At 58.4% G+C, this 23,226-nt stretch carries 20 protein-coding genes and 1 tRNA gene; 17 read left to right on the forward strand and 4 right to left on the reverse strand.

Features of this window, described 5'->3' with window-relative positions:
• Nucleotides 1–69 precede the first annotated feature (69 nt).
• From glmM to AC1AWK_RS01545, 7 genes are all read left to right on the forward strand, one after another.
• A complete protein-coding gene (gene glmM / locus AC1AWK_RS01515) occupies nt 70–1,455 on the forward strand; it encodes a phosphoglucosamine mutase (protein ID WP_476567546.1) in 1,386 nt (461 codons plus the stop codon).
• A gap of 58 nt (nt 1,456–1,513) precedes the next feature.
• Nucleotides 1,514–2,170, forward strand: coding sequence for a peptide deformylase (locus tag AC1AWK_RS01520; RefSeq protein ID WP_476567548.1), 657 nt, complete (start codon nt 1,514–1,516; stop codon nt 2,168–2,170).
• A gap of 169 nt (nt 2,171–2,339) precedes the next feature.
• A complete protein-coding gene (locus AC1AWK_RS01525; protein ID WP_476567550.1) occupies nt 2,340–3,764 on the forward strand; it encodes a DNA polymerase III subunit epsilon in 1,425 nt (474 codons plus the stop codon).
• 76 nt (nt 3,765–3,840) lie between these two features.
• Nucleotides 3,841–5,067, forward strand: a complete 1,227-nt coding sequence (locus AC1AWK_RS01530) for an FAD-binding protein (protein ID WP_476567552.1) — start codon at nt 3,841–3,843, stop codon at nt 5,065–5,067.
• A 96-nt stretch (nt 5,068–5,163) separates the two neighbouring features.
• A complete protein-coding gene (fdxA, locus tag AC1AWK_RS01535; protein WP_476567553.1) occupies nt 5,164–5,481 on the forward strand; it encodes a ferredoxin in 318 nt (105 codons plus the stop codon).
• Between the two features lie 152 nt (nt 5,482–5,633).
• Nucleotides 5,634–6,767 carry a succinyldiaminopimelate transaminase gene (dapC, locus tag AC1AWK_RS01540; protein WP_476567555.1) on the forward strand — a complete coding sequence of 378 codons (1,134 nt, stop codon included), beginning with the start codon at nt 5,634–5,636 and terminating at the stop codon, nt 6,765–6,767.
• Nucleotides 6,768–6,770: 3 nt separating this feature from the next.
• Nucleotides 6,771–8,276 (forward strand): APC family permease, encoded by a 1,506-nt coding sequence (locus AC1AWK_RS01545; RefSeq protein WP_476567557.1) that lies wholly within the window; start codon nt 6,771–6,773, stop codon nt 8,274–8,276.
• Here the strand turns inward: AC1AWK_RS01545 and dinB are convergent.
• Entirely contained in the window at nt 8,273–9,673 is a 1,401-nt protein-coding gene (gene dinB / locus AC1AWK_RS01550; protein ID WP_476567559.1) for a DNA polymerase IV, read from the reverse strand. The genes AC1AWK_RS01545 and dinB overlap by 4 nt on opposite strands.
• Before the next feature lie 167 nt (nt 9,674–9,840).
• Between dinB and AC1AWK_RS01555 the strand changes: the two genes are divergently transcribed.
• Together AC1AWK_RS01555 and AC1AWK_RS01560 are read left to right on the forward strand one after the other, a co-directional pair.
• A tRNA-Ser gene (locus tag AC1AWK_RS01555) sits at nt 9,841–9,927 on the forward strand.
• Between the two features lie 124 nt (nt 9,928–10,051).
• Nucleotides 10,052–10,984 (forward strand): cation diffusion facilitator family transporter, encoded by a 933-nt coding sequence (locus AC1AWK_RS01560; RefSeq protein WP_476569521.1) that lies wholly within the window; start codon nt 10,052–10,054, stop codon nt 10,982–10,984.
• A gap of 90 nt (nt 10,985–11,074) precedes the next feature.
• Here the strand turns inward: AC1AWK_RS01560 and lexA are convergent, their stop codons facing one another.
• A complete protein-coding gene (gene lexA / locus AC1AWK_RS01565) occupies nt 11,075–11,770 on the reverse strand; it encodes a transcriptional repressor LexA (RefSeq protein WP_476567561.1) in 696 nt (231 codons plus the stop codon).
• Between the two features lie 155 nt (nt 11,771–11,925).
• On the opposite strand from lexA, the gene AC1AWK_RS01570 reads away from it, so the two are divergent.
• Nucleotides 11,926–12,267: a LysM peptidoglycan-binding domain-containing protein gene (locus AC1AWK_RS01570; protein WP_476567563.1), complete on the forward strand. Its 342-nt coding sequence runs from the start codon at nt 11,926–11,928 to the stop codon at nt 12,265–12,267.
• Between the two features lie 49 nt (nt 12,268–12,316).
• Nucleotides 12,317–12,763, forward strand: a complete 447-nt coding sequence (nrdR, locus tag AC1AWK_RS01575) for a transcriptional regulator NrdR (protein ID WP_476567565.1) — start codon at nt 12,317–12,319, stop codon at nt 12,761–12,763.
• Between the two features lie 320 nt (nt 12,764–13,083).
• On the opposite strand, the gene serA is transcribed toward nrdR, so the two are convergent.
• A complete protein-coding gene (gene serA, locus AC1AWK_RS01580) occupies nt 13,084–14,280 on the reverse strand; it encodes a phosphoglycerate dehydrogenase (RefSeq protein WP_476567567.1) in 1,197 nt (398 codons plus the stop codon).
• A gap of 9 nt (nt 14,281–14,289) precedes the next feature.
• The gene (locus AC1AWK_RS01585) at nt 14,290–16,569 is read right to left on the reverse strand and encodes a HelD family protein (protein WP_476567568.1); all 2,280 of its coding nucleotides are present in this window, start codon (nt 16,567–16,569) and stop codon (nt 14,290–14,292) included.
• 361 nt (nt 16,570–16,930) lie between these two features.
• Between AC1AWK_RS01585 and mraZ the strand changes: the two genes are divergently transcribed.
• The 6 genes from mraZ to AC1AWK_RS01615 are packed head-to-tail and all read left to right on the forward strand — an operon-like array spanning nt 16,931 to nt 23,204.
• Entirely contained in the window at nt 16,931–17,455 is a 525-nt protein-coding gene (gene mraZ, locus AC1AWK_RS01590; protein WP_476567569.1) for a division/cell wall cluster transcriptional repressor MraZ, read from the forward strand.
• Nucleotides 17,455–18,495, forward strand: a complete 1,041-nt coding sequence (rsmH, locus tag AC1AWK_RS01595; RefSeq protein ID WP_476567570.1) for a 16S rRNA (cytosine(1402)-N(4))-methyltransferase RsmH — start codon at nt 17,455–17,457, stop codon at nt 18,493–18,495. Before mraZ ends, rsmH begins: the two co-directional genes overlap by 1 nt.
• A gap of 2 nt (nt 18,496–18,497) precedes the next feature.
• Complete coding sequence (gene ftsL / locus AC1AWK_RS01600) at nt 18,498–18,944, forward strand: cell division protein FtsL (protein ID WP_476567571.1); 447 nt, start codon at nt 18,498–18,500, stop codon at nt 18,942–18,944.
• Nucleotides 18,945–18,957: 13 nt separating this feature from the next.
• Nucleotides 18,958–20,757: a peptidoglycan D,D-transpeptidase FtsI family protein gene (locus AC1AWK_RS01605; RefSeq protein WP_476569523.1), complete on the forward strand. Its 1,800-nt coding sequence runs from the start codon at nt 18,958–18,960 to the stop codon at nt 20,755–20,757.
• A gap of 55 nt (nt 20,758–20,812) precedes the next feature.
• On the forward strand, nt 20,813–21,700 hold the full coding sequence (locus AC1AWK_RS01610) for a UDP-N-acetylmuramyl peptide synthase (protein WP_476567572.1): 888 nt from the start codon (nt 20,813–20,815) through the stop codon (nt 21,698–21,700).
• 31 nt (nt 21,701–21,731) lie between these two features.
• A complete protein-coding gene (locus AC1AWK_RS01615) occupies nt 21,732–23,204 on the forward strand; it encodes a UDP-N-acetylmuramoyl-tripeptide--D-alanyl-D-alanine ligase (RefSeq protein ID WP_476567573.1) in 1,473 nt (490 codons plus the stop codon).
• Nucleotides 23,205–23,226: the final 22 nt, after the last annotated feature.

A 23,226-nucleotide genomic window follows, 5' to 3' on the forward strand; every position in this document is an offset into this window, starting at 1 on the left:
GGGTACGATGGGTTAGGCGGTCGCCGGATGGGCGATGCCGTAGGACGGAAATAGCGGAGGCGAGATCATATGCCAAGGATGTTTGGTACGGATGGTGTACGTGGATTGGCGAATCGGGCGTTGACGGCTCAGCTGGCGCTTGATCTGGGCGATGCCGCTGTGCGCGTATTGGGCGAAGGGCATGACTCCGATAATCGGCGTGAGGGACGTCGTCGCGCGTTGGTGGGGCGCGACACCCGTGTGTCCGGCGATTTCTTGGCGTCGGCTTTGTCGGCGGGCATGAGTGCCGGCGGCTTTGACGTTATCGATGCCGGCATTATTCCCACCCCTGGCATCGCATACCTTACATCGGTGCTGAATGTTGAGATGGGAGCGGTTATTTCCGCATCGCACAATCCCATGCCGGATAACGGCATTAAATTCTTCGCGCGTGGCGGCTTCAAGCTTGCGGACAGCGCGGAAGATGAGATTGAGGCCGTGTTGGGAAAATCGTGGGATAGACCTACGGGTGACGGGGTTGGTCGGGTTAGTCATGATAGCGTGACCGCCACCAACTTGTACATCGATCACCTGGTCTCGACGATTGCTCCGGTGGCGCCGGATAAAACCGAGTCTAAGCCGCTGTCGGGTTTGAAGATCGTGGCGGATTGTGCCAATGGCGCGACATCGGTGGTGGCGCCCGAGGCCTTGCGTCGTGCCGGTGCGGAAGTGGTGGTGATTAATGCGTCGCCAGACGGCTACAACATCAATAAGAACGCCGGATCCACTCATCCCGAACAACTGCAAGCCATGGTCAAGGCGTCGGATGCCGCGATGGGTGTTGCTTTCGACGGCGATGCCGACCGTTGTCTCGCTGTGGATGAAGAAGGCACGCTGGTTAACGGAGACCAGATTATGGGTATTCTCGCGCGTGCCAAACAGCGTGAGGGCAAGTTGGCGAACAATACGCTGGTGGTAACCGTGATGAGCAATCTTGGGTTGCGTTTGGCCTTGCGTGATATGGGTATTGCCACGGTACAGACCGCTGTGGGGGATCGCTATGTGCTGGAGGAGATGCTGCGCGGCGGGTATACGTTGGGCGGCGAGCAGTCGGGGCACGTGATTAATCGAGAGTTCGCCACTACGGGCGATGGTACGTTGACTGCGCTGACGTTATGCCATGAGGTGGTGCGTTCAGGCAAGAGCCTCAAGCGATTGGCGTCAGATTTTCCGCAGCTGCCGCAGCAGCTGGTGAATGTGCCGAATGTCGACAAGTTGTCGGCTTCGACCAATGCGAAGGTGCAGGCCGCAGTGGAGCGAGAAGAACGATTGCTTGGCCAGACTGGCCGTGTGCTGCTACGTCCAAGCGGTACCGAGCCGTTGGTGCGGGTGATGGCCGAAGCGGAAACGCAGGAGCAGGCGGATGCGGTGTGCGAGCGTCTTGCTGCTGTGGTGGCGCAGGAGCTGGCGCTGTAGCCTTCGCGGGGATTTACGTATCTGTCGATGACATAGGTGGGATTGGAAAGGAATGAAGATGTTCGGACGTGCTGGAGTGGATATGGCGTTGAATCGTGATGTCGAACGCCTTATCAGGAGCGCCGGGAAAGATCGTGTATTGCCCATCATGCAGGCGGGGGAACCGGTGTTGCGTGCGCAATGCGAACCTTATGCCGGACAGCTTTCCAAAACGACGCTGCACAAGTTGATCGAAACCATGAGGATGACCATGCTTGAGGCTCCTGGCGTGGGCTTGGCCGCTCCGCAGATTGGTCTTGGCTTGGCGTTGGCGGTGGTGGAAGACCATGTGCGCGATGATGCCGATGATCCGCGTGAGATTGGTGAGATGCCATTCCACGTCATTATCAATCCTTCCTATGAGCCGGTTGGCGACCAGACGCGAAGTTTCTATGAGGGGTGTTTGAGCGTGGAAGGCTATCAGGCGGTGCGACGCCGTTGGCATCGCATTATGGCGTCTTGGCAGGATGAGGAAGGTGTGAGTCATCACGAGGAATTGGTCGGTTGGCCGGCACGTATTTTCCAGCATGAAACGGATCACCTGTCCGGTGAACTATACATCGATCAGGCGCAGATACGGAGTTTGACCAGCGATGACAATTTGGCGGAATACTGGTGTGACGATCCGATTCCTACCGAAGCGTCACGCGAATTAGGATTCTCGTTGGAGCAATAGCGTAGGGCGGCTCGATGGGTTTTGGCGCTCACTACGGTGTTGCAGCGCGGTATGCGCTGTCGGTGGTGGTCTGTGGACATCGCTCTGGGTGGTGAACAATCAGATGGCTCGTGCAAGGTTGGTCAGGCATGGCCATAATCGGGATTGCATAAGGTGATAGGAGACTCATATGGTTGCGGATGTCGCATGGATTGATGATGCGAAATCGGATATTGCCGCGTGGGCTTCATGCCTTGATGCTGACGCCGATGGACAGGCCATTGATTGGCAGTGGGTTCGTGAACTGGATGTGTTGTCGGGAGTGGGCCGTCTTGCCGGAGCCTCCGACGTGCCCGACCTTGAGCAGGCCGTTGAGGCATTGCGTGAGGATTTGCATACGCGCGATCGGATGGAAGCGTTGCTTGATCGTTGTTCGTCGGTATTTATGATGGATCGGGAACGCGCGATATCGTCATATCGGTTGCCTCGGGCGTTGGCGTATGCCAATAGACGGTTGTGCGATGAAATCGACATGATTCGTGCTGTTGGTGTGTCGCGTGGATGGTGGACCATACGCGAGGAGTGGCGTTGCGGCGGTCGGGTGCCGGTGCTGCAAGGCTTGGGGGAAGTTTCGGTCGCATCCATTCAGGATCGTTCTGCTGAACTATCGCAGGAGCGTGCGCGTAGGCGAACCAGTCAGATGGCCGCTCGCCGTCGTGCCCGGAGCCAGCCGTCCTATGATTTGTTTGCGACGCAGTCATCTGATGCGAAATCATCACATGCCGCACAGTCGCAGGCTGAGCATTCGCAGACGGACCGGACAATGCATCGCCAGGCTGGTGGAGATTGGCGTGATGCCTATTTGCCGGGTCGCGATGTCGCGGAAGTGATGGGCATTGATATCGAAACCACGGGGGTTGATCCGGTACGGTCGTACATTATCGACGTTGGTTTTGAATATATGGACATGTCCTCTGATGATATGTCTGCCGCGCCCAGTTTGTCCGATGCCGTGCGGCCGGATGCAGCCTGCCGGCAGTATCGGTATGAGCAGGACAGTTACCGGGCTGATGGAGCCTATGGCCAGTCACGCTTATCGTTTGGTGTTCCCGAACGGCTTGCGTTGGTGGGCAATCCATTCATCGCTGCCCTGACTGGCATCGATGTGCGTGAGCGTGGGCAAGGATATCGGTTGTTTGACGAGTGGAAGCAGGCGCAAGTAGGCTTGTTGACACGGTTGGAGGAGCAGCCGTATGTGGCGCATAACGCTACGTTCGAGCATAAGTTTTTCATGCTGAATGTTGCCGGTTATGCGGAAAGCTACCGCGCGGGCAAGATTACGATTATCGATACGTTGCCGATGAGCCGACGGTGGGATCCTGGCTCGGTGCCTGATGAGGAGCATCCGTATGGCGACAACACGTTGGAGGGCTACGCCAGGCGACAAGGTGCGTTGCCCGAGCATGATCGTGAGCGTCATCTTGGTTTGGAGGATGCGCATATCATGTTGTTGTCGATGAGACATCACCTGCAGGTGCTCAAAGCGCAAGACGCGGGGCCTTGGGGCGGGTGCGGCCGACCTGGCGTAGGTGGAAAGCGGTGCGGAAGCGAATGATGGGCAAGAGCGTGTTGAACAAGGCGGTACAGGGATGACGCGCATGAATGATGGCATGCAAGATACCATGGTTCACATGACGTCGAAGGCAGGATTTTCACCAATGGCACAGGCGATTACTTTTGCGGACATTACCACGATGGGGGTCGGCGGGCCGATTGCGCGGTTCATTGAGCCTGATACCCGCGTTGGCGTTATCGAGGCTGTAGAGGAGGCCGATAGCCGTGGGTTGCCGTTGTGTGTTGTCGGAGGCGGGTCGAATCTGCTGGTTGGCGATGCGCCGTTCGAGGGTGTGGTGGTGCGTGACGCTCGCCGCGCGATTATGGTGCCCGATGAGGCAGCTCCGGTTGAGGGGGCGGATCGCAGTGTGCATGTTGTGGCGGAAGCGGGCTGCAATTGGGATGATTTGGTGGCGTTTTGCGTTGAATTAGGCCTATCGGGTGTCGAAGGTCTTTCCGGTATTCCAGGCACGGTGGGTGCCAGTGTGGTGCAGAATATCGGTGCCTATGGGCAGGAAGTCGCCGATAGTGTGGTGAGCGTGGAAGTTTGGGACCGCCTGGAGAAGCGTACGCTGGAGCTCACCGCTGAACAGATGTGTTTTGGGTATCGAGCGTCGGCGCTGAAAACCAGTATGTATGAGGCTCCCGGTGTGCCTGCGGCCACCATGTTTCCCACGCCGCGATATGTGGTGCTCTCCGTGACGTTCCGTTTGGTGCACTGCGCGACCGGCGTTGTGGGATATGGGCAATTGGCGAACGCGTTGGGCGTTGAGTTGGGCGAGCGTATGGATACTCGTGTTATTCGTGACATGGTGCTTGCCATCCGTGCGGCCAAAGGCATGTTGGAGGACGCGTCGCGGTATGAGCTGACCGCTATGGCTGGCGCAAAGCGCGAACAGCAGCTTGTGTCGGCGTTGCGGGCGCAGCGGTCCTTGACCGACGAGCAGTTGCTGGACCGGCATAGTTGCGGCAGCTTCTTTATGAATCCGGTGTTGTCACTCCAGGAGGCGTCGCGGTTGCCTCAAGATGCACCGCGTTTTGATGCGGTGCGCGGTGATGGCACACCTGGGGTGAAAACATCCGCGGCATGGCTGATTGACCATGCAGGTTTTGCGAAGGGATATCGCGTGACGCCGCAGGCGCGGGCTGCCTTGTCCAGCGCACACACCTTGGCGTTGACCAATCGAGGCAATGCTACTGCCGACGACGTTGCGCAATTGGCGGCGCGTGTTCGCGATGGCGTGCGTGAAGTGTTCGGTGTGAGTCTGGTTCCCGAGCCGGTTACGGTAGGGGTTTCATGGTAGTGCAATAAGCGAGCCTGACGGGTCTGGGGTGTAGTCTTGAAACCATACGACAGTAGTAAATACGGCGATACGAGGGTGATTGAAAGGAAATAGGTCATGCCATATGTGATTGCTGAACCTTGCGTGGATGTGAAGGATAGGGCGTGTGTGGATGAATGTCCGGTGGATTGCATCTACGAGGGCAACCGCTCGCTGTACATCAATCCAAACGAGTGTGTGGATTGCGGAGCGTGTGAGCCGGTGTGCCCCACGGAAGCGATTTTCTACGAGGATGATTTGCCGGATGAGTGGGCATGGTATAAGGATGCGGCGGTGAGCTTCTTTGACGAGGTCGGCGATCTTGGAGGTGCCGCTGGAGCCGGTCCTCTCGGCAAGGATCCCGAACAGGTTGCCGCATTGCCGGTGCGCTCCTAATCGTGTGACGCATCGTTGTTGTGAGACGGTAAGGCATGGTGGTGTGCCGTCGTATCGGCGGGCATGCGGCCATGCCTGTTTTGTTGCTCATATGCCAGTTTTGCCTATGGGCGCACGAGTTGGCATATCACTATGGTGAGGGGTAATACGCTATGGGTTTTCATGAGTTTGCGACACCGTATGATTGGTCGCGGTTGACGCCACTGCGCGAGCGGGCCAATGCGGTTGAAGGTGGTGCCATCGATATGTCGGTCGGTTCTCCTGTGGATGAGGTACCGCAATCGGTGCGTCAGGCATTGGCGCAAGCGGCAGGCGAGCCGTGCGCCTATGGCTATCCGCCGACGGTGGGTATAACGCGCTTGCGCGAGGCCATAACGGCATGGTATGAGCGCTGTCGGGAGGTTTCGCTCCATGTCGTCGATGCCGACGTGCTGCCGACGGTTGGTTCCAAGGAGGCGGTGGCGTTAATGGCGTCATTGCTGCAACTCGGCGAGGGTGATGTCGTGGTCCAGCCCACAGTGTCGTATCCCACATATGAGATTGGCACGCAGTTGGCGGGAGCGAGCGTCTGTAAAGTCGATGACGTGGCGAATGTCGAAAGTTGGCGCGATATCGAGGGCGTCAAAGCCATATGGGTGAACTCGCCCTGCAACCCCACCGGACAAGTGCTGTCCGTGCAGGATTTGCGCCGCATAGTGAGCGCCGCGCGGGCCATCGGAGCCACGGTGTTGTCCGATGAATGTTACGCGCTGCTGCATTGGGCGGATGGCGGGCGTCCCGCGCCTTGCATGTTGGACGTGACCGTCTGCGAGGGCAGTGCCAACGGTATTCTTGCGCTCTATTCCTTAAGCAAACAGTCCAATATGGCGGGGTATCGTGCGGCATGGATTGCCGGAGATGCCGCGATGGTGCGTCGTATGGCCGCATATCGCAAACAAATAGGCCAGATTATCCCCGGACCTGTGCAAGCGTCGATGGCCGCGGCGCTGCGCGATGACGTTGCTGTGGCCGATCAGTTCGCCTGCTACCGACGTCGACTTGACACGCTGGTTGAAGCATTGGGCAATTATGGCTATGATGCACAGATGCCGCAAGGTGGTTTGTATGTCTGGGTCAAGGCCCGCAGTGGTGATTGTTGGCAAGACATGAGTGCGCTCGCGGCTCTTGGCATATTGCCAAGCCCGGGAGAATTTTACGGCGCGCCAGGCTATTTACGATTCTCCGCGACGGTGTCGGACGAGGCTATTGCTTCCGCCGTACGTCGACTTGCCCTAGCGAGGAGGTAGAGAGTGGATATCTTCAGAACGAAGAGTGTGGAGCAGACCATCGCTGAAACCGATGAGGAAGGACGCCGCCTGAAACGTAACCTCACCACATGGGATTTGGCTGTGATGGGAGTCGCCGTCGCAGTTGGTGCGGGCATTTTTTCCGTTGGCGCGCAGGCTGCCGCATTCCATGCTGGACCTGCCGTGATCGTGAGTTTCATCATTGCCGGCATTGTGTGCGGCGCGGCGGTGATGTGTTATGCCGAGTTCGCGTCCATCGTTCCTGTGGCGGGATCGGCATATACCTTCACCTATACCACGGTCGGCGAAATGATTGCGTGGATCATCGGCTGGGATTTGATTCTGGAAATGCTGATGGCCGGTGCCGTGATTGCCAAATACTGGGGTGTGTATCTCAATGATTTGTTCCGATTGTTCGGTCTTCCGTGGAGTACCCATGTCCAGCTGGCGGGAATGCAGTTGGACGTGGCTCCGGTGATTGTGGTGGCCGTGTTTACGCTGCTGTTGGTGTTGGGCACGCGTCTGTCTTCTCGCGTGGATGGCGCATTGACGATATTGAAGATCGGTGTGGTGCTGTTTGTGGTGGTGGTTGGTTTCTTCTATGTGAAGATGAGCAACTACACGCCGTTTGTGCCGCCGAGCCAGCCGGCGGGCTCGGTGCCGGGGGCTGCGCAAAGTGGCGGATTATTCCAGCCGCTGTGGCAGTGGATGACGGGCATGTCGCCCAGCATTTATGGCATTCCGGGCATTCTTTCCGGTGCGGCGTTGGTGTTTTTCGCATTCCTCGGTTTCGATGTGGTGGCAACCGCGTCGGAGGAGGCAAAGGATCCGAAGCGTACTGTTCCGCGCGGTATTTTCTTGGGTATGTGTCTAGTTACGATTTTGTATGTGCTGGTGGCGGTAGTGACTACGGGCATGGTGTCGTATAAGGACTTGGCGGCGGTGAAGGATCCGTCGTTGGCGACGGCGTTCGAATTGGTGGGCGCCGATTGGGCGGCCAAGGTGATCTCCTTTGGCATTGTGATCGGCTTGACTACAGTGGTGATGGTGCTACTGCTGGGGTTGACGCGCATTGTGTTTGCCATCAGCCGCGATGGTCTGCTGCCGCGTGGTTTGTCGAAGACGGGTAATCACAGCACTCCGGCCGGATTGCAAATTGGCGTGGGCGTTGTGGTGGCGTTGGTGGCGTGCCTGTTCGATATTGATGTGTTGAGCGACATGGTGAATATTGGCACGTTGTCGGCGTTCCTGCTGGTGGCGTTGTCGGTGCCGATTATGCGGGCGAAGCGTCCTGATGTGAAGCGTGGTTTCTCGATGCCGGGCAATCCGTGGGTGCCGTTGCTAGTGGCGCTGGCGAATTTGTGGCTGATGCTGAATTTGAGTGTGCTTACGTGGATACGTTTCCTGGTGTGGCTGGCGTTGGGCTTCCTGATATATTTCGGGTACGGATATCGCCATTCGCGTTTGGGAAGGCATGAGCTGGACGGTGGCGTGTTGCCGCAGGACTAGTGTTCTGGCGTATGGCTGCCGAGCCGATGATAGGACGGCGCACTGTGGTCGAGGCCAAGGCTGACCGCTTGTGTGCCGTATCGGCTGCGAATCGCGTCCAAGGCATGTTCCGCGTCGCGGATGCGAGTGTTGCGGGATGTGGCGCGATGGTCGTCCTGCTCTTGCAGCAAATCATCGAGTGACGGCTGCATGCTGACTTGGTTGGCGGGGGTGAGCGCACTGACGCTTACCCCGGCCAGTCGTATGGCGTCGGGTAGGCGCATGGGTTCGGTGCTGCCGCTATTGGCGTTGGCGGAGCTGCTGGCGTTGCCGTAGCCGTCGATGTCATCGATACGACTGTCTGCTGCGTGCCTGTTGCGTTGCTGTGCGTAGCTGCGTAGCAACGCGAGGACGGTGGGATATAGGGTGCCGGCGGTATCGGTGGATTGTTCGAGCGTATGCGCCCGGGTGAGGTATCGAAGATCGGCGAAGCGTAATTTGAGAGTAATGGTGCGTGCGGTAAGTGTTCGTGCGCGTAGGCTGGCGGCCACATCATCGCAGCATGCGCGCAATAGATCGGCTACTTGGCGATAGTCGGTGGTGTCGGCGAGAAAAGTGCGTTCGGCGCCGATGGATTTTTCCGCGCTGTGTGGCGCTACCGGGCGGTTGTCGATGCCACGCGCGGCCCAATATAAGTGTTGTGCGATGGCTGGCGATCCGGTGGCTTGGACGAGGGTGGGTTCATCGAGCGCCGCCATATCGGCGACGGACTGGATGCCCCAACGGTTGAGTCGGTGTTCCAATGCGGGACCAATGCCGGGTATGGCGCGCAGGGGCATGATGTTGACGAATCGTGCTTGTTGATTGCGGGGGATAAGCAACATGCCATCGGGCTTGGCGTTGGTGGATGCCATTTTGGCAATGAGCTTGTTGCTGGCGATGCCTACCGAACAGGTGATGCCGTACTGCTGGTGTACTGCTTGGCGGATCCATTCGGCGATGGTGGTGGGATGGTGCCATTGTAGGAGGGCTCCGGAAACGTCCATGTAGCATTCGTCGACGGACACCTGTTCGACGCGGTTGGTGATGTGTTGGAAGATGGTGCTGAATATTTGGTGCGATATGCTGCGATAGTATGTCATATCGACTGGCAGGAAGATGCCTTGGGGACAGAGCTGGCGGGCGCGTGCGCTGGGCATGGCGGAGTTGATGCCGTATTGTCGTGCTTCATAGCTGGCGGCGGAGACGACGGAGCGGGTTCCTGTGCCGATGATGACGGGTTTGCCTCGGAGCTCGGGATGCCGTGCGATTTCGAGGGATGCGTAGAAGGCGTCCATGTCGATGTGCAGCACGGTGCAGCCGGTTTCGTCGTGTCCCCAGTCGCGTTTGGCGGCTGCGATCCGTGGTGTATTGCTCATACTGTCATCCTAACCGGTGCTCCGGTGCCGATGGCGGAAATTCGTGGTGCGAGTGGGTGGCGATGGGGATGAGGGGATACGTTGGTGGGGTATTTTGTGCGTGTCGGCGGGTCGAGTCCGCAGAAGATGGTACAGTACTGTGATGTTGCGTCAGAGTGATGCAACGTGGAGTCATGCCTGAGTGGCCGATAGGGGCACCCTGCTAAGGTGTTAGTCGTGTAAGCGGCTCGAGGGTTCGAATCCCTCTGACTCCGCCTCCAAGGGGCTTCGACTGTCGTCGGGGTCCCTTTTTTGTCTCTCATGACACTGGGTTATGTTGCTTAGTGGCGGCGTACCATGGTGGTGTTGCGTAACGGTATGAATATGACGGGGAGGTTTATGGTGCATGGGCATGGTGGCCATGGTGATTCGGGTCTGCCGTCGCATGGCCGATTGCTGGTGGCGTTGGGAATGACCTCGCTGGTGTGTGTAGCGGAATTGGTGGGGGCGGCGTTTACCGGTTCGTTGGCGTTGTTTGTGGATGCTGGCCATATGGTTACCGATATTGCGGTGTTGGCGGCTTCGACGGTGACTGCTGTCCTGATGCGTCGTCGTCCGAACGCGGTGCGTACTTGGGGCTGGGCACGTCTTGAGGTGATTACCGCGGCATGCGGAGGACTGGTGCTTTTGGCTGTTGGCGTGTATGCGTTGGTAGAGGCGGCGCTGCGTTTGATTCATGGCGATAATGCGTTGACGCACCAGAGTTTGCCGTTGTTGCTGTTTGGCGTGATTGGTTTGTTGTCCAATGTAGTGTCGCTCGTGGTGTTGCATGCGGAACGATCGGCAACGCTGAATATGCGTGCGGCTTTTTTAGAGGTTGTCAATGATGCGTTGGGGTCGTGTGCGGTGGTGGTGTCGGCTGTGGTGCTGTGGTCTACTGGGTGGGCTGGTTTTGATGCGTTGGCTGGTGCGCTGATTGCCGCACTGATGGTGCCCCGGGCCGTTGTGTTGGTTCGCGCGGCCGGTAGGGTGCTGTTGGAGGAGGCTCCGGAAGGCTTGGATGTGGATGAGGTGCGCCGGCATATGCTGACTGTGCCTCATGTGGTTGCCGTGCATGACGTGCATGCCAGCGCGGTGTCGAGCGGATTGCCGGTGTTGACAGCCCATATTATCGTGGAAGATGGGATTGATGTTGCTGAATATGGCCATGTATTGATGCGATTGCGGACTTGTGTCGCGGAACATTTTCCGGTATCGATTGAGCATTCCACGTTCCAGCTTGAGCCGCAGGCAATATCGTTGCAGGAATCTGAAGCCGTACTGCATGCATGAGGTAGTTCAGTGCCCTCGCGTATGTCGTTGTGGGCGTTGGCTGGATGTTGCAATATCACGTATCGGAGATGTGTCTTGTCTACCGTCCGTTTATACACGGCGAAGCACAGTGACCACTTTACCCATGATATGGGCGTGTGTGCCGTCAATAGGTGAGTAAGCGGGGTTATGGGGGATGAGCCATACGTGGCCTTGTTCGTTGCGGAAGGTTTTGACGGTGGCTTCGTCGTCGAGCAATGCGGCGACGATATCGCCGTTTTGTGCGGTGTTCTGTTCGCGCACCACCACGAAATCGCCGTCACAGATGGCGGCGTCTACCATGGAGTCGCCGTGTACTTCCAGCATGAATAGCGTACCGCCGCCGGTAAGGCGTTCGGGTAGGCGCATCACGTCGTCCACATGTTGTTCTGCGGTGATCGGTACGCCGGCGGCGATACGTCCGACGAGGGGAACATCGTGCGATTGCATGATGGACGTGGAGGTCTGGTCGTCATACGGGGTTACGGTGACGGTTGCCGCCTGCGGCGTTTCCAGCTCCTCGACCAGTTCGATGGCTCGTCCCTTGTTGGCATTCACGCGAATATAGCCTTTGTCTGCCAGGGTTTGCAGCTGGTGCTTCACTGAAGAAGGACTGCGTAGGCCTGCTGCTTCGCCAATTTCGCGGAAGGACGGAGCGAAGCCGCGCTCGCGCACGTGGGTGCGAATGGCCTCGAGCACCAACCGCTGCCGACTGGTGAGTTCCGATGCGGTGGAATCGGAGGAGGGGGTGGTGGTGTTCGTAGGCACGGCTGGCTCCTTTCCTCATGGCGTGTCTTCAAGCATAGCGCGGAACAGAGGATTACTCAAACATCTGTTCGATTGGGTGTGTTGCACTATTCGAACATTTGTGCCATACTTAAAACACTTGTTCGATAGTACAGATGTTCGAAGTGAGGTGTGTTATGGAGCGCAAGTCCATTCATCGCAGGGGTTCTGTGGCTGTTGCGCGCGCCCGTCGTCGTGAGCAGCACCGTCGTGCGGTGGTCATGTTGATGGGGTTTGTGGTGTGTGCGAGCGCCATATGGTCGTTGTTGCTGCCTCCTCGTGCAATATCAGATACTGGACCGGCGCGGTTGACGAGCTATACGGTGCAGCCGGGGGATACGTTGTGGACATACGCGCAAAGCATTACGCCGCGTGGAGGCGATGTGTCGGTGACGGTGGATCGTATCATGGCCATCAATGATTTGTCCGGTGCAAATTTGCAGGTGGGGCAAAACATTATGGTGCCTGTTGAGGGGTAGGGGGTAGCGTGGAGTGGTGTCGTGTGGCCGGGCGCGGTATGGTAGATGCATGCATTGCCCTTTTTGCCAACATGCGGACACCAAAGTCGTCGATACGCGCATTAGCGAGGATGGACACGCGATTAAACGTCGTCGTGAGTGTCCGTCATGCGGTCGGCGGTGCACGACGTGGGAAACCACGATGCTGTTGGTCTCCAAACGTTCAGGCAATGTGGAGGCCTTTGATCGGGCTAAGGTAATTTCCGGCGTGCGCAAGGCATGCCAGGGGCGGCCCATTGATGAAGACGCGTTGAAGATGTTGGGGCAGCGTGTAGAAGAAGACTTGCGTGCGCGAGGATTGGCGCAGGTGCCCTCCGAAGAGGTGGGCAAGGCGATTTTGGCACCGTTGCGTGGCCTCGATGAAATTGCCTATCTTCGATTTGCAAGCGTCTACCAGAACTTTGAAACGGTGGATGACTTCCAGCAAGCCATTGATGATTTGCGCCACCGTTCCTAAGTGCTAGCGGGGCAAGACGCTAACGCACTAGCGGGCCAATAGTCTGACAATAAGTGAATCGGCAATATATGTTGGTTGACGACGATAAGTGAGCGGACAACAATGGGGTTCCGGGCAGATGGGACGTTCGTCAGCCGGTTCGCCGGGCGGTCAGTTTGTCATACAGTTGGCTCGCCGGGCAGCCGTTTTGTCAGATAGCCGGTTCGCCAGACGGCGGCAAGCGGACGATGGGGGCAGGCAACAGTCATGGCTATATAACCGGTTGATGTCTGCTTGATGCCCGTTCAACGCCCGTTCGGCCCGTCTAATACCCGCGGCGTCTACAGCACGCGCAGGCTAATTGTTCCAGGGATATTTGCCAACCGTTCGCACGCTTGCTCGCTGGGGCGGTGAGAAACATCGGTGACCACATAGCCCAGTTGCCCTTCGGTACCCAGTGACTGTGCGGTGACGTTGATGGATTCGCTGCCCAGAATCTGATTGAGTTTGGCAAGCACGCCGGGAAGATTGTCGTGCAAGTGCAGAATGCGCGCGCGATCTCCATGCGGTTCCGTCGTTACCTTCGGCAGATTCACCGACAGCATGGTGGAGCCGTCGAACCAATAATCGCGCAGACGCTGTGCCACAAAATGCCCAATGGCTTCTTGGGCTTCCACGGTGGAACCGCCGACATGAGGTGTAAGAATCACATTGCTATGCGCGGCAAGCGGCGACGTGAAAGGGTCGCCGCTGCGTGCCGGCTCGTCAGGGTAGACGTCAACGGCGGCGCCAGACAAATGCCCGGAGGCAATATGTCGTTCCAAGGCATGCAGGTCAACCACGAACCCGCGTGAGAGATTAATGAATATGGCGTGTTCTTTCATGCGGGCGAAAAGCGATTCGGTGAATAATCCCGCATTGCTGGCGCGGCCATCGACATGAATGCTGACCACGTCGGATTGTTGCAAAAGCTCGTCAAGCGTATGCATGCGTCGTGCGTTGCCCAACGCCAGTTTTTCTTCAATGTCGTAAAAGATGACGGACATGCCCAACGCCTCGGCCAGCACCGACAGTTGCGAGCCGATATTGCCATAACCAATAATGCCCAAGGTTTTGCCGCGCACCTCATGCGATCCGGCAGCGGATTTATCCCACACACCCTGGCGCAGCCGATGCGTATGCTCAGGAATGCGGCGCATAAGCGCGATAATGTCGCCGATCACCATTTCCACTACGGAACGCGTATTGCAATACGGCGCATTGAACACCGCAATGCCATGTTTGGCGGCCGCTTGCAGATCCACTTGATTGGTGCCGATGCAAAAACATCCGATGGCGCGTAGCCGTGGAGCATGCTCCAGCACCGAGGCGTCGATGGTGGTTTTTGAACGGATGCCCAATACGTCAACATCTGCCAATGCTTCGCCAAGCTCTTGCGAGGAGAGCGCTCCCGGCTGGGTGCGCACGGTGAAGCCGCTGGCGCGCAGGGTTTGCGCGGCGAGAGGATGGATGTTTTCAAGCAGTAACGCGGTAGGCATACCCTCACTTTATAGGGGCAGCTGAGCTTCGTCGTGAATTGTCCGCACTATAGACAGCTGCTGCGTGGGCCTGGTCATGGCGACATACAAATCGGCTGCGGCCACCTTGCGCGAGGGAGCTTCCTCTTCAATACGCGAGGGTTGCGCCACGATTACCGCGTCGTATTCCAAGCCTTTAACGTCTTGTGCGCCGCAAATCACCACTTGCGCGTCCCAGGGGCTTTGCTCGCGCAGTCGTCGCGCGGTGTCGGCGGTGAGGGATTGCTCCCAGTGTCGCCATAGACGCTTGCAGGCATCGTCGATCATGCTGTCAGGCAGAATAATCGCCAGGCGTCCGGTTCCATCATCGCCGAGGAATTGTGCAATGGCATGGTCGCTCACGGCGCACAGTTGATCGAACAGGGCGGTTTCATCTGCTGCGGTATGGCGGTGTACGGCGTCGGGCACATCGCGTACTGCGTTGACGGTGGAGATGTATAGCCCTTCGTTGCGGGCAAATTGCGAAGCGGTGTGTGACACGGCCTGCGGGTTGCGGTAATTGATGGTGAGTTCGTTGAGATCCCAGTGCGCCGGGCCAAACATGCGGTCCATGGTACGGTTCCAGGCTCGCGTGCCTCCCAGCGCGGAGGTTTGTGCCACGTCGCCGACGATGGTGAATGAGCGCGAGGGGCAGCGCCGCATCAGCATGCGCCAGTCCATGTCAGTGAGCTCCTGCGCTTCGTCGACCACGATATGCCCGTAGGTCCATTCTCGATCGGCGGCGGCTCGTTGCGCCGTCAGCTCTGGGTCATTGCCGTTGAGGCTGTCAAGCAGCATGGCGGAGGTGACGATGCCACTGTCGATACCGGATTGGGCGAGCGCCTCGCTGGCGTATCGTTCTTCTTCGGCGCGTTGTGCGGCGATGCGTGCTTGACGGGCGGCCATCTTGGGGTCGGGGCCGAGAAGTTCCATGGCTTCGTCCAGCAGCGGAACATCACTGATGGTGAGCGATGATCCGGCAGGGCGCGTCAGCAGGGCGACGTCCTCGTCGGCGAGCCAAGGTGCAAACCGGCGCAATTGTTGTGATTTGCTGAAGAGTTGGTCGATAAGCCAGTGCGCGGTCATGGGAAGCCATGCGAGGTTGAGGGTGATGCGCACGCGGTCGTTCATGCGCAGTTGATGCATGACGTCGTTGAGTTCGGCGCTGTCGGGGGTGTAGTCGAGTTGTTCCAGATAGCGTACACGTAGGGTGCTGAGCATGGAGCGTACGAAGGTTTCGCGGGCTTTGTTGTGTGGTTGGCGTGTGCGTTTCGCGTCGGCGATGGCTTGTTCGAAGTCCACGGCCAGCATGGGGATGGAGAATCCATTGATGCGAATGGTGGGCAGGTTTCGCGGTACGCGCTGACGCGCGGCGACGGCGTTGGCAATGGCATGGGCCATGCGGCGTTGGCCTTTGAGGTAGGCGACTTTGGGTGTGTCGGTTTCGGTGGTGTCGACGCCGGGGATAAGGTTGCCGATAGTGCGGCTGACAACGCCGGTTTCACCGAGGGACGGCAAGACCTGGTCGATGTAGTGCAGGAAAGTGCTGCTTGGGCCGACGACGAGGACTCCCGAACGTTCCAAGGTGCGTCGGTGGGTGTACAGCAGGTAGGCGGCTCGATGCAGAGCCACGGCGGTTTTGCCGGTTCCCGGCCCGCCCTGGACGACGACGGCACGGTTGAGCGGCCCGCGGATGATACGGTCTTGCTCGGCTTGGATGGTGGCGACGATGTCGGTCATTTTGCCAGTGCGGCGTGAGGCAAGCGTTGCCATGAGTGCGCCTTCGCCGGTGAGGGTGCCTGCCGCCTGGGCGCGGCCTACGTGGTCGGCGTGAATGTCGAGTACTTCGTCTTCGATGCCGATGACGTTGCGAAATTGCAGGGTGATGTGGCGTCGCATGGCGATGTCGCCGTGGTGCGATGGTGTGGCTTCGTAGAATGGCCGTGCGGCTTCGGCTCGCCAGTCGGTAAGGATGGGTTCGTGTCGGTCGTCGGATAGGCCGATGCGGCCGATGTATCGGCGCTCGCCGGCAGCGGTGTCGAGTCGACCGAAGACGAGGCGGTCTTCGACGGCGCGCAGTTGCATGAGCCGGTCTTCGTACATGGTGGCGAAGGAGTCGCGTTCGGTGCGTTGGGTGGGCGATCCGTGCGAGCCTGCGGCGCGTACGGCGTCAAGGCGTTCTCGCGCTTGGGCGCGCAGGTCGTCGAGTCGTGTGTAGGCGCGGGTGACGGACTGCTGTTCTTCTTGGATTTGGTCGGAATAGGTCGACATTCCCCTAGGCTCCTCCATGGTTTTTTCGGGCACTCTACTGTATCGCATTTTTGGTGCGTTTGGCGGTTACGACGCGGTGTGTGTTGTGGTTGTGAATGATTGGGCGCGTCGCGCTGGGTTGTTACGTGGGGTGTAGTGGCTGCGCTTAGGGCGGTTGCCGTGTGGTGCGACGCGCCGATGAGGGGAGGGTCGGAGCGTGTAAAACGCGGTTATGGCGGGGATGGCGTCGTGGGCGGCTGGGAAAGGTGAAAAAATATGCTGAAAGTGGGGGATTTTGGTGAGGAGTGGGGTAAAGTGGTGAATTAGTTTTGTTGCCAGTGTATCTGGTCAACGTCGCCGCGGTGTCAAATAAGGAGGTGGAATGATGGACGATATCCTTGCGCAGTCCAGTATTTCCGCCGAATCTCAACCGTCGGCTTCGACGTCAAGTGCGCCGGTGGGCTTGCCGCCGCTCTTGCTTGGCACTTACGCTCCTAAGATCGACGCCAAGGGACGTATGGCGTTGCCGGCGAAAATGCGCGCGCAATTGGGGGAAGGGCTGGTCTTGGCCCGTGGCCAGGAACGCTGCGTCTATCTGTTGCCGGCGCAGGAATTTCGTCGTATCGCCATGCAGATTCAGCGCACGTCGCTAGGCAACCGTGCGGCGCGCGAGTATCTGCGTATTTTCCTTTCCGGTGCCGTCGACCAAGAGCCGGATAAGCAGGGCCGTGTGCTGGTGCCGCAGATGCTGCGCGAATATGCGGGGTTGGGCGACGACATTGTGGTGATTGGCGTGGGTACGCGCGCCGAAATTTGGGATAGGCAGGCGTGGGAGCAATACCTTGCTGACAAGGAGCAAGCGTATGCCGATATTGCCGATGACGTGTTGCCGGCGATGGAGTGGTGATGGAGCGGGATTACACAAAGATTCATCAGCCGGTATTGCTGGACGAGTGCGTGGAGTTGATGGCGCCGGCGTTGCGTGCGCCGGGTGCCGTGGCAGTGGATTGCACATTGGGATTGGCGGGACATGCCGTGGCGTTCCTGCAGGCCGCTCCGCAGGCTACGTTGATTGGCATTGATCGTGATGCCGAGGCGCTGGCGTTGGCGACCAAGCGTATGGAACGCATGGGGTTGGCCGATCGCTTCGTGCCGGTGCATGCGGCGTTCGATGAGGTTGGCCGGGTGTTGGATGGGCGTGGTATTCGTGCCGTGAACGCGGTGTTTATGGACTTGGGGTTGTCGAGTTTGCAGATCGACGAGACGGAGCGTGGTTTTTCCTACTCGCATGACGCTCCGTTGGACATGCGTATGGACATCAGCCAGTCCTTAACCGCGCGCGAAGTGCTGGCTACGTATGATGAGCGCGCATTGGCGAGTATTTTCATGCGCTATGGCGAGGAGCGGTATGCTCGCCAGATTGCGCGTCGTATCGTGCGCGAGCGTCAGGCGCATCCTCTGGAGTCGTCGGCGCAGCTGTCGGCATTGGTCGATGACGTGGTTCCTCAGGTGCATCGACCGTCAGGCAACCCTGCCAAGCGTGTGTTCCAAGCATTGCGCATTGAGGTGAACGGCGAGCTGGAGAAGTTGGCGTGTACGCTGCCGCAAATTGCGTTGCGGTTGGCGCCGCATGGTCGTCTGGTGGTGGAGTCCTACCACTCGCTGGAGGACCGTACGGTGAAAACCTTTATGTCTCAAGGGTTGAAAGTTGATGTGCCTGCCGATATGCCGGTGGTACCTGCCGATGCCCGTCCATTTTTCAGCGAGCTGGTGCGTGGTGCACTGAAGGCCGGCGAGGAGGAGATTGCGCGTAATCCGCGTTCCGCCTCGGTGCGTCTTCGTGCCGTTGAACTGGTTCGTCCCATTCCTGCCCGTTGGCGTGCGTCTTTCCGTCGGGAAGCCGCGCCTGGTGCCGCTACCGGTCCGTCCTTGCGAAAGAAGTGGTAAGCATGTCTGCCTCTGTACGAACGATTCGATCCAATGCGGCGCCCTCCGTGCGTCGAGAGCCGTCGCAAAATCGCCCGGTTGCTCCGGATTTGCGTGTGGTGCGCGGTGGTAAACGGGAGTCTGGTACGTACCGTGAACAGTGGCGCAATGTGGTGGCGTGGACGCGGGCTAGGAGTGCGCCGCTGCTGTATGTGTCGGTGGCGGTGGTGTTGCTATCGGCGTCGTTGTTTGGTGCTTTGGTGCTGCGCACGCAGATGGTGGAGAATTCGTTTGCGGCCGCTGAGGTTACCAGTCACATCAATACATTGACACAGGATGTGCAGGAGGATCAGGCGAAGTTGGATGCCTTGGAGGCGAGTTTGCCGCAGAAGGCGCAGGATATGGGCATGGTTCCTCAGCAGGGGGCGTTGAGCATCGATTTGAACGGCTATCAGCCTTCGGCGCAGTGAAAGCGGGTATGTGATGAATGGACGACGTATGGGGTTGTTGGCCCGCATCAAACGGTCGCTGGATGTGGGCACGGTTATTGCCGTGTTATTGGCGCTTGGTATGTCAATGTGCTTGGGAAAGTTATCGTTTATCCAATTGTGGGATGGTAAGAATGTGGCGTTGGCGGCGACGAAGAGCCGCACGCGCACCATTGATATCAAAGCACAGCGCGGTCGTATTTTGGATACGAATGGTACGGTGCTGGCGCAAAGTGTGGAGCGTTACACGATTATCGGTGACCCGTATTTGGCGTCGACATTCCAAGCGAAGCGGTGCACGAAGAACACTACGTCATCCTGTTATGAGATTGACGGCAAACCGGTAGGGGCTACTGGTCCTGCCGCGGTGGCTCGCTTGATCGCGCCCATTTTGGGGATGAACGCCATGGAGTTGGGGGCGAAGCTTACTGGTAGCAGCCGGTATGTGGTGTTGAAGAAGGATGTGACCCCGGAAGTCAAACGCCAGCTTGACGATTTGAATTTGGGGGGCATCGTATATGGCGAGCTGAGTAGTGAGCGCATGTATTCCAACGGTACGTTGATGGGGGCGCTGCTGGGTGGCGTGGACGACGAAGGCAAAGGTGTCGCCGGTATCGAGCAGATGGAGAATTCGGCGCTTACCGGCAAGGACGGCTACATGCGCTACCAGCAGGGTGGCGGTGGGGAAGAGATTCCTGGAACGCTATCTGAATCCAAAGATGCGGTGAATGGCTCGGACGTGACACTGACTATCGATAGCGACGTGCAATGGTATGTCAAACAGGTGCTCAAGGAAGGGCACGATACCTACCACGCCAAGTGGGGCATTGCCGTCGTGCAGGATTTGCAGACGAACCAGATCGTGGCATTGGCGGATACCGATGATTATGAGGCGGGTAGTGATGCGGCGAAGTTGAATGTGTCGCGTGCGGTGAGCCAGACGTTCGAACCGGGTTCGATTGGCAAGGTCATTACGATGGCCGGTCTGCTGCAAACTGGTCTGCACAAGGCTTCCGACCAGTTTGTGGTCCCGTACAGCTATACGCATAATGGTCAGGAGTTCCATGATGCGGAGCAGCATGGCAATGAGCATTGGACGCTGGCGGGCATTATTGAGAATTCGTCGAATCCGGGCATCGTGATGGCGTCAGAGGATTATACGAATGAACAGCGTTATGAGTTCTTGACGAAGTTCGGTATCGGACAGTCCAGCGGATTGAATTTGCCGGGTGAGTCCAAAGGCCAGTTATCGTCTGCTTCGTCGTGGGATGGCCGTACTCGTGACACGGTGTTGTTCGGTCAGGGCTATTCCACGAATGCCTTGCAACTGACGAATGTGGTGGCGACGCTGGGCACGAAGGGCGTGCGCCATCAGCAGCAGATCATTAAGTCCATTACCGATGCCGACGGTCATGTGACCGAGCCCGATCAAGGTCAAGCGGTGCGCGTGGTGGATGAGCAGGTAGCGGCCGACGTCATGAATGCAATGGAATCGGTGGCCGAGCATTACAGCAAGGTTGCAGGTGTTGACGGATATCGGGTTGCTGCGAAGACCGGTACCGCCGAAGTGTCCGATGGTTCCGGTGGGCTGACCTCGATTATCAGTGACTGGTCAGGTATCATTCCCGCTGACAATCCGCGTTTTGTGGTGACGGTGGTGCTGAAGGATCCCGTTGGTTCGTATGGTGGTTTGACGGCGGGTCCGTTGTTCGCCAAGATTGGTGAATTCCTTATGCAGAAATATAATGTGCCCAAGTCATCGCCGCGCACGGATGCTATTCCAGTGGATTGGTGACCTCGTGACAACGATGGTTGCCGTGTGATGATGGTGGTAGGAAAGGCGTGGGCTGATGAGCACGGTGAGTGAGTCCATCACTCGGCGCATGACCCTTGGGTATGTGGCGCAGCGGTATGGTTTTGATTTGGTGCCGCCGTTTGCTTCTGGGGTGACGGTGACATCGCTGGCTGATGATGTGGAGTCGGTGCGTCCCGGAGCGTTGTTCATGCCGCTACATCCGGTTGATCCGGCAGTTGTGGAGCAAGCGCGTTGCCGTGGGGCGTATGCTGCGTTGTTGCCGCTTGCCATGCGCGAGCAGGTGGACGAAGCTGCGTTGCCGGTGTTGTTTGCCGACCCTGATGCCCATCAGGTGGGGGTGCTGGCGTGTGATATCGCCGGTTCTCCGGCGGATACCTTGGCCGTGTTTGCGATCTGCGGTAGCAATGCGCCCGATGTGGCGGCGAGTGTGAAGTCATTGGCTGGTTTCTTGCATATGTTGGGCAATCCGGTTGGTGTGATTACGGTGGGGGATTCGTCGTCGCTGGATCGGTATGTGGAGCTGTCGTATCCGTTGAATGTACTGGATATGCAACGTATGTTGGCCGTGTGTGCCGAGGATGGGGCGGCGGCGGTGGTGATTGCTGTGAACGAGGAAACGTTGGCACCTGATGCCCTGCAAGCGGTGAATGTTGATGTGTTGGGATTCGATGTGTTGTCTGGCGTGGTGGATTCGCATGATATGACGCGGCGTGTATGCGATATGTATGGCTGTCCGCAGGAGAGTTTGGCGCATGTGGTGTGCCGCACGGATGAATCGGATGTGATGGCAGCTCAGGCTACGTTCGTGTATGACCAGGCGAATGTGCGCCGGTTGTCGTTGGCGATTGCCATGTCGATGGCTGCTGGTGTGCGTCGGAACAATATCAAAAGTGCGTTGCGCGTCTCGCATGACATGCGGTGAACGACGCGCGGCGTACTGAAGGAGGATGTGTATGCTGCCCATGTGTGTGGCGCAGGTTGCGCAAGCGGTTTATGGCCGGGTGGTGCCGGTTTCTGGGGAGTCTGGTGACGATGTAATGGTGACCTCGGCTCTTACCGATTCGCGCGAGGTGTGTGCTGGGTCGCTGTTTGTGGCCATTGTCGGTGAACGGGTGGATGGCCATGAGTTTGTGACGCAGGCTGCGAGCCGGGGCGCGGTATGCGCGATAGTTGACCATGAGCTTGCCGACGTACCTATTGTTCAGGTGGTGGTGTCGGATACGGTGGAGGCGTTGGGACTGCTGGCGAAGGACAATATTCGCCGTCGCCGCGCTGCCGAAGAGCCGTTTGCGGTGGTGGGTGTCACCGGTTCGGTGGGCAAGACCACGACGAAGGATATGTTGGCTGCGTTGCTGTCTCGATTGGGGCCGACAGTGGCGCCGGTTGGGTCGTTCAATAATGAGATTGGCTTGCCGCTGACTGCTTTGCGGGTCGATGCGCACACGCGGTTTTTGGTGGCGGAGATGGGGGCTAACCATGTCGGTGAGATTGCCCGTTTGACGTCGCTGGTGCCGCCTGATATGGCGGTGGTGCTGAAGGTTGGCGTGGCCCATGTGGGTGAGTTTGGCTCGGTGGAGCGCATTGCCGAGGCGAAAAGCGAGATGGTGCGTGGTTTACGTGCGGGCGGTGTCGCCGTGTTGAATGCGGACGATGCCCATGTGACGGCAATGGCCGAACTTGCGGATGGCGATGTGCTGTGGTTCGGTATGCATGATGATGGTTCGCGCACCGGATTGTTCGCCGACGAGGTGTGGGTGGATGCGCAGGCTAGGGCTACGGCCGTGTTCCATGACGCTGATGGTGGTTCGACGTCGGTAACGTTGGGTGTTCGCGGTGCGCATAATGTGATGAATGCGTTGGCGGCGGCCAGTGTGGCGCATGCGTATGGCATGCCGATGGCGACGATTGCTCAAGTGCTGCATGATATGGACCGTATGAGCGCGCATCGCATGGCGGTGATTGATGTGCCTCAGGGGGCTGGTTCGTTTACGGTGATTGACGACTCCTTTAACGCCAATCCTGATTCGATGCGTGCTGGTATTGAGGGGTTGTGTGCGTGGGGCGGCGAGAATCCGGTGTTCCGTGTGGCGGTGTTGGGCGCCATGCTGGAATTGGGGGATGATGAGATGGTATTGCATGAGCGTATCGGCGCGCTGGCCGTTGAGCGCGGTGTGGATGCCGTGGTGGCGGTTGGCTCGTGTGATGACGGGCATGTGGATGCGTTGGCGGAGGCGATTGCGCGTGGTGCGTGCATGGCTCTCGACGATGGGGCATCCGTATCGGTAGACTTGGTGCATGACATTGAGCGGGCAGACGCGCTGGTGAGGCGTTTGTCCGACGAACACCCAGGCATGGTGGCGCTGCTGAAAGGCTCCCATGCCTCGGGGTTGAGCGCGTTGGCGTCACGATGGTCTTCGGCCCGGTGATGGACGCGCGGCAGGTATTCGA

This window comes from Bifidobacterium sp. LH_491 (genome assembly GCF_056356495.1).